The 16,177-nt window shown below is 44.0% G+C and carries 10 protein-coding genes; 6 read left to right on the top strand and 4 right to left on the bottom strand.

All coding sequences use genetic code 11. From position 1 onward, the window contains the following. Positions 1–90 precede the first annotated feature (90 nt). Positions 91–624: a Spy/CpxP family protein refolding chaperone gene (locus AAEY79_RS12305; RefSeq protein WP_201567224.1), complete on the bottom strand. Its 534-nt coding sequence runs from the start codon at positions 622–624 to the stop codon at positions 91–93. 267 nt (positions 625–891) lie between these two features. Between AAEY79_RS12305 and AAEY79_RS12300 the strand changes: the two genes are divergently transcribed. The 4 genes from AAEY79_RS12300 (at position 892) to AAEY79_RS12285 (ending at position 8,895) form a co-directional block, all read left to right on the top strand. Continuing rightward, on the top strand, positions 892–1,578 hold the full coding sequence (locus AAEY79_RS12300; protein ID WP_101211400.1) for a response regulator transcription factor: 687 nt from the start codon (positions 892–894) through the stop codon (positions 1,576–1,578). Positions 1,579–1,619: 41 nt separating this feature from the next. Next, positions 1,620–3,152, top strand: coding sequence for a cell wall metabolism sensor histidine kinase WalK (locus AAEY79_RS12295; RefSeq protein WP_227692072.1), 1,533 nt, complete (start codon positions 1,620–1,622; stop codon positions 3,150–3,152). 498 nt (positions 3,153–3,650) lie between these two features. Then, positions 3,651–4,277 carry an ESPR-type extended signal peptide-containing protein gene (locus AAEY79_RS12290; protein WP_352288533.1) on the top strand — a complete coding sequence of 209 codons (627 nt, stop codon included), beginning with the start codon at positions 3,651–3,653 and terminating at the stop codon, positions 4,275–4,277. After that, a complete protein-coding gene (locus tag AAEY79_RS12285) occupies positions 4,189–8,895 on the top strand; it encodes a YadA-like family protein (RefSeq protein WP_352288530.1) in 4,707 nt (1,568 codons plus the stop codon). Before AAEY79_RS12290 ends, AAEY79_RS12285 begins: the two co-directional genes overlap by 89 nt. 221 nt (positions 8,896–9,116) lie before the next feature. Here AAEY79_RS12285 and AAEY79_RS12280 read toward each other — a convergent pair whose 3' ends face one another. The 3 genes from AAEY79_RS12280 to AAEY79_RS12270 form a co-directional block, all read right to left on the bottom strand. Then, positions 9,117–9,983, bottom strand: a complete 867-nt coding sequence (locus AAEY79_RS12280) for a hypothetical protein (protein ID WP_201567213.1) — start codon at positions 9,981–9,983, stop codon at positions 9,117–9,119. Next, the gene (locus AAEY79_RS12275; RefSeq protein WP_201567211.1) at positions 9,872–10,312 is read right to left on the bottom strand and encodes an acyl-CoA dehydrogenase family protein; all 441 of its coding nucleotides are present in this window, start codon (positions 10,310–10,312) and stop codon (positions 9,872–9,874) included. Before AAEY79_RS12275 ends, AAEY79_RS12280 begins: the two co-directional genes overlap by 112 nt. A 537-nt stretch (positions 10,313–10,849) precedes the next feature. Beyond that, a complete protein-coding gene (locus AAEY79_RS12270) occupies positions 10,850–12,058 on the bottom strand; it encodes an amino acid aminotransferase (protein ID WP_025652906.1) in 1,209 nt (402 codons plus the stop codon). Between the two features lie 440 nt (positions 12,059–12,498). Here AAEY79_RS12270 and nhaC point away from each other — a divergent pair, with 440 nt between their 5' ends. Together nhaC and AAEY79_RS12260 are read left to right on the top strand one after the other, a co-directional pair. Beyond that, complete coding sequence (gene nhaC, locus AAEY79_RS12265) at positions 12,499–13,932, top strand: Na+/H+ antiporter NhaC (protein ID WP_025652904.1); 1,434 nt, start codon at positions 12,499–12,501, stop codon at positions 13,930–13,932. 533 nt (positions 13,933–14,465) lie between these two features. Beyond that, positions 14,466–16,177: phosphoenolpyruvate carboxylase (locus AAEY79_RS12260; protein ID WP_352288526.1), on the top strand; the 1,712-nt coding region annotated here is incomplete at its 3' end.

The raw sequence follows: 16,177 nt of genomic DNA, 5'->3' as shown, positions 1-16,177 counted from the left end.
AAAAAAGCGCACCGTTTATACGATGCGCTTTTTAGTTTTAACACTTGTAAGACATTAACTATTAATACATGTCTCTGTATTGATAAAAGCTTACATGCCTTGATGTGGTTTGCCATGCATTTTACCGTGCTCTGAGCCTTTATGACCTTTCGCCATTTTTTCAGCTTTTAATGTAGCAAGCTTAGCGCGCTGCTCAGCGGTTAATACTTGCGAGATAGCATGTTGAGTTTGTACACGCTCAATAAAGCGTTGTTTGGTTTTCGCCGCTTGCTGGTCAGCTAGACGATTAACGGCGGCTGTATTCAATGTGCTGGCACTGGTCAATGCTTGCATTTGTTGCTGCATTTGCGTACGTTCTGCTTGGTATTTTGTACGGTCAGCTTTACGATCGCCGTGTTGTGCTTGCATGATGGCTTTGATTTGCGCTTGTTGCGTTGCTGTTAGATCTAGCTGCGACATTGGACCTCTCATGCCGTCTTTTTTCATGGCGTTTTTCATGCCATCTTTATGCTGCATTTTGCTGGTCGTTGGTGTGGTATCGGTGGTTGCATTCACACTGGTACAAGCTGTTACGGTGAAAATGCTAGACATTGCTAATACTGAGCCCATTAATAATTTTTTCATCATTATTACCTTAATTTATGGTGCAAACGTTATTGGTTGCGAAAAAGTCAGTTTTTATCTGATCAGCCTATGCATGGTAAGTGTCCCGGATAGCCACTATCCATCATTGCATATCATCAGTATTTGTCGCTGATAGCCGTTATGTTACGACAGTTAAAGGTTACGAACATTTATGAAGTATTAAGAAAGGTAACGTTTATAGCGAATGGATAAGCAATTGACTGATAATATGGCTAATAAAGCGATATAACGCTTAAGGAGACAGATGTGCCACACATATTACTAGGCGATGATGACGAAGAATTGACCCAGTTATTACAAGAGTACTTGCACAACCACGGGGTGACATGCGACTGCGTTCACGATGGTGAGGCGGTCATACAAAAACTTAAAGCGGCGATGAATAATGAGGCTGCTTACGATCTGCTAGTGTTAGACATTATGATGCCAAAAATCGATGGTCTTAGTGTGTTGCGTCAGTTGCCCAATATTAGTGATATCCCCGTGATTATGCTGACTGCCAAGGGAGAAGAGATTGATCGTATTATTGGGCTGGAGCTGGGCGCTGACGATTATATTACCAAACCTTGTAATCCTCGAGAGCTGCTGGCACGTATCAATGCCGTCATTAAGCGCACCAACGCGGCGGCATCAGAACATATGCCGCTACCAGAGAGCCGTTTACATCTGGATCAAAACCAGCGGCTTTGTCAGATAGATGGCATAGAGTTACAAGTCACCGGTACAGAGTTTGATCTCTTGGTCGCGCTACTCAAACAAAAAGGCGAGGTCGTGAGTAAGGCGTGGCTGTCAGAACATGTGTTGCAGCGAGAGTTACAGCCATTTGATCGTAGCCTTGATGTCCACGTCTCGCGACTGCGAAAAAAACTTCAACCTTTCCACGATGAGCCGATAAAAGCGATTCGTGGTAAAGGCTATCAGTTGGTGCTGTGATGACGGACTACTCAATAAAAGCGTCAATATTTAAGATACGCATGACTCTATTTTGGCGTCTATTTTTAAGCTTATTGGTGACGATTTTGATCACCTCGGTTTTATCCATTATGGTGGAGCGCTGGCTCAGTGAAAAAGAGCTGAACGCTCGGATGGATGTGCAGATTGAGCGCTTATTGGTCAAGCGTGAAAAGCTGGTTGCAGCGTTAGAAATAGGCGATTTACCCACGGTTAGAGATATGTATCGTCAAGAGCGACGATTGATGAGTCAGATTAGAGTCTACGATGGGCAAGGCGCTATCATATTTCCACGCTATCGGGACAGAGAGGATCAGCCAAAAGATCGGCAAGCACTTGATTATTCTATGGAAACACCGCCGAAACCTAACAATGCCTCATTTGCTCAGCCCGCTAATGAGATGCCCAGTGCTAAGCCGTCTTATTTCGAAAGCATTTTTCAGCCAGTGATGCCTAGTCGGAGAGCTGCGATAGCTGATAGCGATAATCGCCCTGAATTGGCTGACCTGACCGTTGCTTTACCGGATGAGCAGAGCGTTATCATACAGCTGCGTCCCCATCTGCGTTTTGCCGACTTGGTCGCGCTGCAACGCAGTCATTTTCCTGTACGCTTGTTGCTGATAATTCTCTTTAGTATTTTGGTCTGCTATTGGCTCAGTCGTACCTTGACCCAGCGTATTCGCCGAGTGCAACATACCGTCCATCGCATGATTGATGGTGATTATCAAGTCAATCCAAACTTAACAACGATGGGAGATGATGAGTTAGGATTATTGGGTAAAGACGTGGCCCAATTATCGATACGACTGGCTGATAGCGAGCTGGCACGTAAGCAGATGCTCAGTGACATCTCGCATGAGCTGCGCTCGCCATTGGCGCGTTTGGATGTCGCCACTGAGCTGACGCGGGATTTTGCGCCCAATGCCAGTCGTTATCTCGACCGTATCGATAAAGAGTCGGCACGAATGAATGAGTTGATTGAGCAAATTATCCATATTCAATCGCTACAAATGCAGCAATACACCATCGATAATCTAGAAAGTGAGGCCGTCAATCTCTCTGAGATTATTAGCGACATTGCCCAAGATGTTTGTTTCGAGTTTCAACATAAAAACGTACGCTGGCAATGGCAGCCGCCTAGCTCCTCACTAAAAATATCACGAACGGATTTTTTGACAGAGTGTTGGACCATATCTGGCAATCAAGAACAGCTGCACAGTGCGCTTGAGAACGTCATTCGCAATGCCTTTATGCATACCTCACCAGCCTCTACCGTGATTGCTGAGATGACAGAAGTGCAGATGGACAATAAAACACCTGCTATCCAAATCAGTATCACTGACGAGGGCGGCGGCGTCGAGGATAAGGATGTAGATCGTATTTTTCAGCCCTTTGTCCGCCTCGATTCTGCGCGTCATCGCGAGACGGGTGGCTATGGCTTGGGACTGGCAATCGTCTACGCGGTTGTCATGGCGCACAAAGGACGAATCAATGTTTATAACCGCAAAGATGGCGTACAAGGGCTTGTGGTGCAGATAGTTTTGCCTATCGGATAACACTTATTTAACTATGACTTGTATATAGATTCACACACAAAGTGGTGCTTTAATACACAATATCAGTCAGTAACATATAGGGTCTGTTGAACATTCAAATGTGGCACTGGCAGTCCTAATATTTGAATGTTCAACAGACCCTATACAAATTTGTAATAAGAATATGAATCTGTGTTCAAAAAGCTGGACAATCAAGACTAGTCCATTTCTGATAAGACATTATATTCATTATTATGAATATAATGGACAAACGGTAGTAATTGGCTGATGAGTTGCATTGTTACTCTCTGTATATTCGGTAATACTAATATACAGAGAGTTATAAAAATGTTACAAAACAAAAACGTCTTATTTATTACACAGTCATGCAAGTGACACTCTAAAAAGGTTCATCCATATAAGCTTATAACCCGTTTTATTTTGTTATATCGACTCTCTACAAGATAGATAACGACTCTGATTTTTTAAATCCGATAAGTCTGTAAGGGAGTACACATTATGAACCGCATCTATAAAGTAATATGGAATGAAGCCTTGAATTGTTTCACTGCAGTTGGTGAATATGCTAAGGCACGTGGCAAATCTTCCAAATCTAGCGTGAGTGCAAACGCTACCATCAATACGACACCCAGTCTTTCATCCGTCAATAGTCTGCGCTTAAGTGCCATCGGATTAGGGCTGATAGCGGCTGGTTTTAGTCTTCAGGTGAATGCTGCCTCTTGCAATGCTGCTACAGAAGTAGAATGTGGGACTAATGCTACGGCAAGTCCTCTTCATGGCATTGCTATAGGTAAGAATGCCACAGCGTTCGGAAGTCAGACTATTGCCATTGGCGGAGGAAGTAGCGGTCAACACACCACCGCAATGGGTGAGCAATCTATCGCCATTGGTGCAAACGTTGTGACCAAAGGCGGATCTTCTATTGCCATTGGTGGTGACGATCTAAATGCCGCCTCTCAAGCCAATATTGATGGCACCTCAGCATCTGCAATCAATGGAGGTGATGTCAATACCGCATTCAAAGCTTATGCGGGTCGTGACCTTGTTGAAGCGGGATATTACGTTAGAAATACCGAAGCTGGTGGTGCTGCTTTCTATAGCGATTGGCTCAAAAGCGCTTTCTAAAGGTGCTTTGTCTACGGCTATTGGCGTACAGTCTTCCTCAGCGGGTGTTGCGTCCTCAGCCTTTGGCATGGGATCGTCAGCAAGCAAAGATGGTTCGGTTGCTTTAGGTGCAGGGTCAACGACTGCCACAAATGCAACCACTGAGTCGACCATGACCGTTGGCGGGGTCACACATACCATTGCAGGTCCTGCGATGCGAGTTGGTGATCAGGTCTCAGTTGGTTCAGCCGGCGCTGAGCGTCAAATCAAACACGTCGCTGGTGGAGCGGTGAATGCAAGCAGCACGGATGCGGTGAATGGCAGTCAGTTGCATGCCACTAATACTACCGTTGCCGCTAATAAAACCAAATACTATAGCGTGAAATCAACGGGTGGTAGCAACGATGACAACCTAGGTGCCACGGGTGAAAACGCGATGGCAATGGGTCGAAACGCCAGTGCGACTGGCAGTCAAGGCATTGCCATTGGTAGCGGCGGCAGTGGTCAACACACCACCGCAATGGGTGAGCAATCTATCGCCATTGGTGCAAACGTTGTGACCAAAGGCGGATCTTCTATTGCCATTGGTGGTGACGATCTAAATGCCGCCTCTCAAGCCAATATTGATGGCACCTCAGCATCTGCAATCAATGGAGGTGATGTCAATACCGCATTCAAAGCTTATACGGGTCGTGACCTTGTTGAAGCGGGATATTACGTTAGAAATACCGAAGCTGGTGGTGCTGCTTCTATAGCGATTGGCTCAAAAGCGCTTTCTAAAGGTGCTTTGTCTACGGCTATTGGCGTACAGTCTTCCTCAGCGGGTGTTGCGTCCTCAGCCTTTGGCATGGGATCGTCAGCAAGCTTAGATGGTTCGGTTGCTTTAGGTGCAGGGTCAACGACTGCCACAAATGCAACCACTGAGTCGACCATGACCGTTGGCGGGGTCACACATACCATTGCAGGTCCTGCGATGCGAGTTGGTGATCAGGTCTCAGTTGGTTCAGCCGGCGCTGAGCGTCAGATCAAACACGTCGCTGGTGGAGCGGTGAATGCAAGCAGCACGGATGCGGTGAATGGCAGTCAGTTGCATGCCACTAATACAGAAGTGACTAATAACAGCACAGCCATTGGTTTAGGCCTAGACTTTACCGGTGACAACACAGCGACAACTGTCAACCGTCAATTGGGTCAGAAGCTTACCGTCAAAGGGGGTGCAACCACGGCATTATCGGACAACAACATCGGTGTTGTTGCAGATAACGTGAGTAACACCTTAACTGTCAAACTGGCGAAAAATATAGATCTAGGTGAGACAGGTAGTGTAAAAATGGGTTCGAGTTTTCCTATAGGGTTTGGTAATACTACGACACTTGATCGTTCTGGACTCACAACTGGCAATATACTGACGAAGACTACAGTCGATGGCTTAGGTGTTAGAACAGGCAACGCTCTAGTTAATACTACCGTTACTGGTGTAGGAATTGCTGTATCAAGCCCTCTGTCTACCACTCTCATATCTAGCAATGGTCTGAACATTCTAAATGGTCCAAGTATCACTAAGAGTGGTGTTAATGCCGGTAATAAAAAAGTCATCAATGTTTCTAATGGTACGGTTAGTCTAAATAGTCAAGACGCCATCAATGGTGGTCAGTTATTTAATACCAACCAACAAGTCACCAGCAATACTGGCAATATCTCGACCAATACCACCAATATTGGCACCAACGCTGACAATATTGCTAAAGGCATCAAATTTAATGTGAACGATGTAAGCAGCGGCGGCACGCTCAAAAAAACCTTTGCCTTAGGTGAAGAGATTAAACTTGATACGGACAGCAATTTAACGACCACAGCCTTGGGTAGTGGTGATGGTATAGCCCTCGGCTTGTCTCCAACTTTGACTGGACTCACCAGTGCAGACTTTGGCGGCGTTAATATCTCTACTACTGGCATCAATGCCAATGACACCCAGATCAAGGGAGTAAAAAGTGGTGGTGATACAGTCAGCAATGCGGCAAACATCGGTGATGTACAGATGGCTGCTGCAGGAGCGAGAACCAAAGTGGTTAAAGGAACGAATGTTGCCAGTGTTGATTTTTCAACCGATAGCGATACTGGACAGGACGTCTACACCGTCAATGCCAATGGCGCCAGTGTTTCTACTGCAGATGCAAATGCATTAACAGTAACCGCCAGTATCAAAGATCCTGATACCAATATCACTGATTACCAAGTGGATCTAAGCGAAGGCAGTAAAGCAAGCTTGGGCAAAGCCGATAGCGCGATGCAAACAGTAGTAACGCAAATCAATGGTTCTGATGTCAAAACTCTGAATAAGGACAATAACACAGCCAATTTTATTAGCGGTGACAATATTGTCTTAACCGCTGACGAAGGTGGTATTAAAGTTGCCACTGCTGCTAACTTAGTCTTAACCAGCTTGACCACAGGAACTACCGTTATTAACAATGACGGTGTCACCCTCACAGGCGGCAGTAACCAAACCGTCACGCTCAGTAATAACGGTCTAAATAATGGCGGCAACCAAATCACCAATGTCGCCGATGGATCACTAGATACTGATGCCGTTAATATTAGACAACTAAATGCAACGACTACAACGATAAATAAAGGTCTCGACTTCGATGGTGATACGGGTACTACCGTTAATCGTAAACTTGGTCAAAAACTCACAGTCAAAGGTGGGGATACTATCAATGCTGATCCAGCAACGAAAAACATTAGTGTCACCGCTAATGGAGATGATACCTTGACTGTTAAATTGGACAAAGATATTAATCTTGGTAATACAGGCAGCGTTACCACTGGAAATACTCAAGTTAATAATGCAGGTGTTACTTTATATAATGGTGATAATAACCAAGTAGCACTCACTAACAATGGTCTGAATAATGGCAACAACAAGATTACTAATGTCGCTGATGGATTGTTGAGCGCTACTAGTAGAGATGCGGTTAACGGTAGTCAGTTGTTTAAGACTAATGGTGAGATTGCCAAAGGCATCAAAATCGGTGATGGCAATAGTGCCAACGACCAGCAGTTTGCTTTAGGTGATACCATCAACGTCACGGGTGATAGCAATATTACGACGATGGCCTCGGCAACGGGTGTTCAAGTAAAACTGAATAACCAGCTGAACTTAGGCAATGAGGGTAGCATGCAGATTGGTGATAGCATTATGAACAGCAATGGCTTTACCTTTACTGACAATGGTCCCGGTAGAACGGTTAGACTGAGTAGTGGTGGTCTTGACAATGGTTTTAATAGAATCACCAATGTAGCTGCCGGTATGGCAGACACAGATGCGGCGACTGTGGGACAGTTGAACGCGACGACGTTTGCCTTAGACAGAGGTTGGGCATTAAGTGCACAAAGTGATACCGCTACCATGGTAAAACAGGGAAGCGCTGTTGATATGAACAGCAGAGATGGAAACATTACTATTTCTAGAACGTCGGCAAATGGTGGTGTAGCAAGTCAAGCTGGCCGAGCGGTAGACGCAAATGATATTAGCTTTGATTTAAACCCAGACCTAAATGTAGATAGCGTCACAGCGGGTGACACCGTTATTGACAATAATGGTCTGACTATCGCAGGCGGACCTAGTGTCACCAAAGCCGGTATCAATGCTGCCGATACTCAGATTACAAACGTGATGAATGGTGCTGTCTCTGAAGGTAGTAAAGATGCCATCAACGGTGGTCAGCTCTACGCTCAAGGCACTGGTATCAGTAGTATTATTGGAGGAGATACAGTCTACAATCCTGTAGATGGAACCTTTACGAACAATAATATTGGTGGTACTGGTCAAAATAGTATCGATGGTGCAATAGCTTCTATCAAGCAAGGTGAAGTTATAATCAATGAAAGCATCCAGACCAATACTACGAATATCCAAACCAATACCACGAACATTGCCACCAATACGGCCGATATCGTAACGAATACCACGAATATCGAAACCAACACGACCAACATTAAAGTGAATAAGGACAAAATAGATGCGGGTCTCAATTTTGGTGCAGATAGCGGCGCTACCATCAACAAACCAGTAGGTGATGACAGTGTCCTCACCTTCACAGGTGGCAATAACATCAGCACTACAGCAGCAGGCAGTAGTATTAAGTTTGATCTAAACGGCAACATCAACGTAGATAGTGTCAAGACTGGCAATACATCCATTAATAACAATGGCGTCACGATTGTCGGCGGACCTAGTATGACTGCAAGCGGTATCAATGCAGGCGATAGCCGCATTACCGGGGTTGCCAATGCTACAGAAGCCACAGATGCCGTCAATTTCGGTCAATTAAGTGCACTTGATAGCAGGCTCAATAATAACATGAGCGATCTAGGCTACAAAATTGGTGAAGTCGAAGATGATGCAAACGCGGGTATCTCGGCAGCCATGGCCATGTCTTCATTACCACAAGCCTTTATTCCAGGTAAGTCATTAATCGGCGGTGGTATTGGTACTTATAACGGAGAAAGCGCAGTGGCGATTGGCTTCTCGAAATTGTCCAATGATGGTCGTTGGGTCATGAAGGTAAACGGCACCGCTGATACCCAAGGTAATGCTGGCGGCTCGATTGGTGCTGGTTTCCATTTTGATTAAAGAAATCAAGCGCAGTATCGAATAAAGCAATTCGTTAATCATAAAAAAGCAAGGCATTAGATGTCTTGCTTTTTTGCAACCTGAGAATTCATAAGTTTTTAGAGTGATGATTTGGTAGCCACTATATAATTTTTAACAATGATTTTTTTTCTTTGGCTGAATAGCAAAGCGATAAAAATCCCTCATTTTATGAGGGCTTGTCTATTATCATAAAAGCAATTTTATACTCTGAACATGGCGGCATTTGGGGTCAGTCCGACGTAAGCCATACCGGCTTGATCCATCCAATGTGGCTGAATAATCCCATGCTGTAAAATAGCATGAATGTCTCGATGCGCTCTCTCTATCCTATGTTTTTTATATAGCGAGACCGTACCAGCAACTGCGTAAATCTCCGATATCATGGCTCGGGCTTCTCGTGCTGCCTCACAGGCTGCTGCCCACACATCAGCCAGCTGTATATCGGTAAAGCTGTTTTGTTGCTGCGCTGCATCCCATATTACCTCGACACTATTGTGTAATTGCACGCGCCTAGAGGCCAAAAGTGTTTTGCTCTTAGCGATAGTCGCTTGTACCGCTGCTCGATCACGCAAATCTGGGCTTTTACCGGGCGTTACTTTCTCTAGGCAAATTTGGATTAACTCATCTGTCGCTGCTTTTAAGACGCCCAGTGCCATCGCTGCACAGCCAGCTGCATTAATACAACCAATCGGTAGGCGATTATAGGCGTTGTCGATGGCAACCGGACTATCAAATCCGACCGCATAGTCCGATTTTACAAAAGCGTTTTTAACGACGATATCGTGACTGCCTGTACCGTTTAGGCCGCCAACATGCCAAGTATCAATCACTTCAACATCTTCTTTTGGAATAAAGAACAGTTTTAAATTTGCGCCCGGCCCAAGGGTGGTGGGTGAGCCTTCGGAAATTACCAAGCAACGTAGCACAAACCAGTCGGCCAACTCACACCCTGATACTAATGTCCATTGACCTGAGACCGTATAGCCTTCTGCTGTTTGTTTAGCAACACCTTCAGGGCGAGCTGAGTTGGCATAGACATGAGAGGGGTCACTGTATATTTCCTGCATACTAGGCTCGTCCAAAAATCGTCCAAAAATCGTCCAAATGTGCAAGCCAAATGATTGTTCCAAACAATCCATGATACTGAGGCCTCAGCACTGGCCAGCGTCTCATAAGCTTTTAGCGTTTCTACAGGATTGCCTTGCCATCCTCCCAACGACTTTGGCAACCCCATTCTAAATAGTGATAGCGCTGACAGTTTTTTGACCACTATCGGTGCAATTTTTCTACAGGTTTCTGTTTCCTCTCTGGCCGATATGGCTAAATCATAAACATCTTCAGCGGCATCGGATGGTAGAGCGTCTTTATTATTATTTGATGAAGGTGTATCACTCATAATTTTCAACCTTATTTTAATGAATAAAACAGTATGTTGATTTAGAATTAATAAATAAAAATCAATTCTAAATTTGAGATATAACAATGCCTATACCAAGAATAGCCAACAGTTGACCGCTATACAACCAATAATTTGCATATATAAAATATTATAGTCAAATAAATGTTAGAAGCGATCCTGCGATGAAATATTTACAGCACATCGCTCAGTTGTATGTGTCATTGACAGCGCCTTAGCCTGTCATTTTATTTTTTAGTTACTTAGATTAACACATGAAGTGCAATACCAAATGTGAGGTGAAACTGATTTTAAAGTCTTTCTGGATAGAAATACGAATACTAAGAAGCTAGGACGGATGAGCATACTGCAGTGAGCGCTTTAAAATAGTAGTTTTTTAGCATTTAAATGGTCATTGATTGAATTAAAGATGTGCCCCAATGTTATCTAAGTGCAGATGCATTCATAAATGCAAAAAGCCGAGCAAAGGCTCAGCTTTTTTAGTAAATAGTTCTATTAAAAATTTGGCTACCAAGCCTAATCGGTTGAGGTTTCTTGTAAGACCTCTACCATGGCATTGGCTACGTAATCAATGTTACTGACGTTTAAGCCTGCCACACACATACGTGAGTTAGAGACTAGGTAAATACCAAATTCGCTTTGTAAGCGCTCGATTTGCTCAACTGTTAAGCCGGTAAAGCTAAACATGCCGTTTTGACGAGTAATGTAATCAAAATTACGCTCAGGTAGTTTGGATTCTAATACCGATTTGAGCTTTAAGCGCATAGCTTTGATACGGTCGCGCATTCCATAAACTTCACCAACCCACTGCTGATATAGTTCCTCATCATTCATGACGATATCAACCACGCGGCCGCCATGGGAGGGTGGACTGGTATAGATACGACGAACAATAAAGTTCAACTGACCAAAGACGCGCTCAGTTTCGTCTACTGTCGGACAAACGACGGAAAGACCGCCAACACGCTCACCATACAGTGATAAGTTTTTGGAGTAGGAGTTACTCACGAACACCGTCAAATTCATCTCAACTGCTTTACGAATAGCATACGCGTCGCTGTCCATATCTTCGCCAAAGCCTTGATAAGCGATGTCCATAAATGGAATTAGCTCACGCTGCTTTATTACCTCTAGCACTTTATCCCATTGCTGCTTTGTCAAATCCATACCGGTTGGGTTATGGCAGCAAGGGTGCAACAACACCACATCGTGTTTATTCAAGGTTTCAAAAAAGCGGATCATCTCATCGAACTTGATGCTACTGCTGGCTTTATCGTAGTAAGGATAACTGCCAACCTCTACGTCACAACCTGCAAAAATAGCAATATGATTGCTCCATGTTGGGTCGCTGACGTAGCACTTCGACTGAGGTAGCCACTGATGTATAAATTCAGCACCAACTTTTAGTGCACCAGAACCCCCGAGAGTCGCTATCGTCGCCACACGGCCCTCAGTCAATACCTGAGCCCCTTTACCAAACAGTAAATTCTGACAAGCGCTACGATGTCCAGCCAGACCTGCCATCGGCAAATAAGGGCGCGGAGAGATTGAATCTGCAATCTGCTGTTCGGCAGTTTTGACGCAGTCTAATACGGGCAATACACCTTCTTCATCGTAATAGATACCGATGCCCAAATTGACTTTATCGGGATTGGGGTCAGCAAAAAACTGGTCCATCAATCCTAAAATAGGGTCACCAGCATAATACTCTACATGTCTAAACATTCTGTGTCCTTACAAAAATATGAGTCTTGCGGACAAAAAGCATAATCCAAATCAATAATTAACTCAACGCAAGATTTATTTTTAGCCCCTTTAGAGACAAGCGCTTGAATTGAGGACGCGCCCTAGAGTTGATAACGATTTAAGCAGCCTGCCAGTGGCTTATGTCAATCACTGTGAAAATTATCGAAATGATCATCAAAATACGACTGTAAAAACTGCTTAAAAGCAATGGTCACTTGTTCAATAAATAGCCCTTGTAAAGTAATAAGTGGAATGTCTACCAAATAAGGTTTGCCTCGCAATGATTTTGTCATGGCCGCGAAGACTGATAGCCTACTGGGTAAATGATGAGGGTAGCAATAATCATTGCAACTCATTAAACTTGTCCAACCCAAAGCCAACCCCAACGCCAGACTTGACTGGCAAGCTAAGGATGTGTGATGCCACCAAAAATACTCACCCAAATTTCACCGCAACTGGCGTTTATGATTTCTGCCATTGTCATCGCCATCATGGGCGTTACCATGATTGGCTTTGGCTGGGTGCCGCATTTATCATTGATACTCGCCATCTGTGTGCTACTAGCCATCGGTCTGTTCAAAGGTTTAAGCTTCGATGATATGCAAGCGCAAATGGCGTCTGGCGTCATGCGCGGTATCGGTGCGATTTATTTATTCTTTTTTATTGGTTTGATGATCGCCGCCTTGATAATGTCTGGTGCCATTCCGACGCTGATGTATTTTGGTTTTCAGCTGATATCGCCAGAGTATTATTATATCTCAGCCTTTGTATTGACATCTATTATCGGTATTGCCTTGGGCAGTAGTTTGACCACGGCCGCCACCCTTGGCGTGGCTTTCATAGGGATGAGCAATGCCTTTGATGCCAATGTGGCGATTGCCGCTGGTGCGGTGGTATCTGGAGCATTTTTTGGTGATAAAATGTCGCCATTATCGGATACTTGTACCATTGCCTCATCGGTTGTCGGCATTGATTTGTTTGACCATATTCGCAATATGATGTATACCACTGTGCCGGCTTGGATAATGACGGTGATATTGTTTTGGTTCTTCTCTGGGCAAACGGCTGGCTCTGACTTAAGTCAAGTAAGAGTGCTGCAAGGACAGTTAATTGAAAGTGGCTTGGTACATGGTTATGCCGTATTGCCTTTCGTCGTGCTAGTAGGACTGGCGATATTTCGTGTCAATGCCATTTATACCATCATCTGTACCATCGCTGCGGCATTGATTATTACTTACTTACATAGCTCGCCAAGCTTTGGTCAGTTGGGTGGTTATCTGTTTGCAGGTTATGCCCCTGCTAAGTCATTAGAGTTGGGCGAGGTAGGCGGCATGCTATCGCGCGGCGGTGTCCAAAGCATGTTCTTTACCCAAGCGATTGTGATATTAGCGCTCAGTCTTGGTGGCTTGCTGACAGCATTGGGTATCTTGCCAGCATTATTATCAGGTATTAAAGACAATTTAACGACAGCAGGGCGTGCTATTTTTGCTGCTGCCATGTCGGCTTTAAGCATCAACGTACTTATTGGTGAGCAGTACTTGAGTATCTTATTATCAGGAACCGCCTTCCGACCAACGTTCGAGCGTTTAAACCTACACCCAAAAAACCTATCGCGTACCATTGAAGATGCCGGTACGGTGATTAATCCATTGGTACCTTGGAGTGTGTGCGGCGTGTTTATCAGCCAAGCATTGGGCGTTCCCGTACTTGATTATCTGCCTTATGCCTTTTTCTGTTATTTATCGCTACTACTTACAATTCTGTTTGGCTTCACAGGGGTGACTATCAGTCGAATACAGACCCATCAAACTCATAAGAAGACAATCATGTCAGATTCTGCTCCTATGGGTTAAACGCTTGTGCTTATCTCCTATGATTTGATGGTGTTTTTTTGACACTCTGTGCAAATGCTATCTAATTCTAATTATTTTGATTCAAATAAAAGAAACCTCGTAGCGCAACGCTTACGAGGTTTTTTTAAATTCTGAGCAGTTGTATCGTGTTTAAGTGGTTGGTTGAGACTTAATAACAGCATTATGATTTGCTATTTATATCGAGATAAAAGCGTGGTGTAATTTATGAACATTATGTGGGTTTAACTTTTTTCTATATTTTATACGTTTCTTCCACTAGTTTAGTCTTGCGTACGCAGTGCCTAAAATCTCGTTTATGTTATCGAGGTTTAATGGTTTTGCTAGGGCTAGTGTGGTAAATTGCTAAAGTCGCTGAAATCAAAGCGCATGGTTTGTGGTAGTAAATAACCGTAAGTTAAAAGACCAATATCTTAATTTTTATGATAATAAATAGTTACTTCAGAAGACAATAGAGACATTACCCTCAAAGCAGTGTGACTGCTTTGCCAACTAATTTGATGAGAAGGTCAAGGATGACGATAGATAATAATGTGTTACGGGAACGCACGAGCTTATTAGGCTCTTTCTTAGGGGCTGCGATTTCTCGCCAGTCTGGTGAACAGACGGTACATACCATCGAAAAATTGCGTAAAGGTTTTATCCAACAACGCCGCGAGCCTAACGACGCACAAAAGCAGGAGCTTATTGACTTTATTGCCTCTTTAGACAATCAAGCATTGAAAAATGTCATACGTGGCTTTTCTATCTATTTTTTCTTAGCAAATTTAACGGAAGAAAATTACTTACGTGAGCAGCGTCATAACCTGCGTGCGCAGTCTGAGCAAAGCTGGGAAGGGTCGTTTCGTCGTACCCTGCTTGAGTGTCGTGAACGTAATATTGAACCTGCCCAAATGCAAGAGCTCATAGATCAACTCAAATTTATTCCTGTCTTTACCGCACACCCTACTGAAGCGCGTCGCCGCACGACGATGAATATCTTGCAAAGTCTGTTTACTCATAGCGATGCCTTAAACAATCTTAATGAAGACAGTTTCGCCTACGAGCAAGCGAAAGAACAAACGGCGCAAACCATTGATTTGTTATGGTCATCTGATGAGGTGCGTACGCGTAAGCCTTTGGTTTATGACGAGATAAATAATGGTTTACACTATTTTAACGCCAGTTTATTTAATGCCATTCCCAAGGTTTATCGTAATATTAAAAAAGCCATTATCGATATCTACCCAGAGCTAGCGGACAACCCATTACCAGCGTTTATGAGCTTTGGCTCTTGGATCGGTGGTGACAGAGATGGTAATCCATTCGTGACTTTTGAGACCACAGAGCTTGCTGTATTAATGCATGCGGATACCGTGTTGCGTCACTATCAAGTACTGCTCAAAAAACTGCGCCGCCAGCTCATTCATAGTGATACTACGGTTCATGTTGCTCCTGAGGTCTACGCCAAAATCAAAAGTTACGATGAGCTCGATAGACGAGTATTTGATTATAATCTCGATGATTATGGCAATGAGCCTTATCGTAGATTGCTTTCTTTAATCCTTACTAAAGTCAACGCTACTAATCGCCTGATTCAAAGTAAAGGCAGTGATAGTGACGCTAAAAAAGATGCCTACGCCGACCCACAAGAGCTGTTAGAAGACCTGCGTATTATTCGTCAGAGCGTGAATGGCCATGATACTGCTCATAGCGATGGCTTATTGCTTGACGTTATTCGTCTGGTGAAAACCTGTGGCTTTCATTTAGCCGCGCTGGATATCCGTCAAGAGTCGTCTTATCATAGTGAGGTGATTGACGATATTTTTGCCAGTGCCTCTAATCTGCCAGATTATCAAACTTTGAGTGAAAGCGAGCGCCAAGAGTGGCTGACTCGTTTGCTTGCAAAGCCTGGTACACCGCTCATTTATACTGATAACTTGACTGATAAAACACGTGAACAATTGGCATTGATGAACTCAGTGGCGACATTACGTAAGCTGGTAGGGCAAGAGACTTTTGGCAGTTATGTTATTTCGATGACTAATAATGCCAGTCAATTATTAGAAGTTTTATTATTGATGCGGTTTGCTGGCCTGTGCAGGGTTGATGAGGCAGGACAGTTATCTGCTGATTTGCCCGTTGCACCCTTGTTTGAGACCATTGAAGATCTTAAAAATATCGATAAGATTTTACCTGCCGTCTTGGATAATCCGCTTTATCGAGGGTTGCTGCAACACTTAGATAA

It is taken from the genome of Psychrobacter sp. GW64-MNA-CIBAN-0177 (assembly GCF_040309585.1).
Classification (GTDB): Bacteria; Pseudomonadota; Gammaproteobacteria; order Pseudomonadales; family Moraxellaceae; genus Psychrobacter; species Psychrobacter okhotskensis.
The sequence above is the reverse complement of the archived record's forward strand: the minus strand, read 5'-3'. Positions and strand labels throughout refer to the sequence as shown.

What these genes read in the sequence shown, in the direction of transcription:
- AAEY79_RS12305 (WP_201567224.1), bottom strand. Translation starts at nt 624, where the DNA reads ATGAAAAAATTATTAATGGGCTCAGTATTAGCAATGTCTAGCATTTTC.
- AAEY79_RS12280 (WP_201567213.1), bottom strand. Translation starts at nt 9,983, where the DNA reads ATGCAGGAAATATACAGTGACCCCTCTCATGTCTATGCCAACTCAGCT.
- AAEY79_RS12275 (WP_201567211.1), bottom strand. Translation starts at nt 10,312, where the DNA reads ATGAGTGATACACCTTCATCAAATAATAATAAAGACGCTCTACCATCC.
- AAEY79_RS12290 (WP_352288533.1), top strand. Translation starts at nt 3,651, where the DNA reads ATGAACCGCATCTATAAAGTAATATGGAATGAAGCCTTGAATTGTTTC.
- nhaC (WP_025652904.1), top strand. Translation starts at nt 12,499, where the DNA reads ATGCCACCAAAAATACTCACCCAAATTTCACCGCAACTGGCGTTTATG.
- AAEY79_RS12270 (WP_025652906.1), bottom strand. Translation starts at nt 12,058, where the DNA reads ATGTTTAGACATGTAGAGTATTATGCTGGTGACCCTATTTTAGGATTG.
- AAEY79_RS12295 (WP_227692072.1), top strand. Translation starts at nt 1,620, where the DNA reads ATGACTCTATTTTGGCGTCTATTTTTAAGCTTATTGGTGACGATTTTG.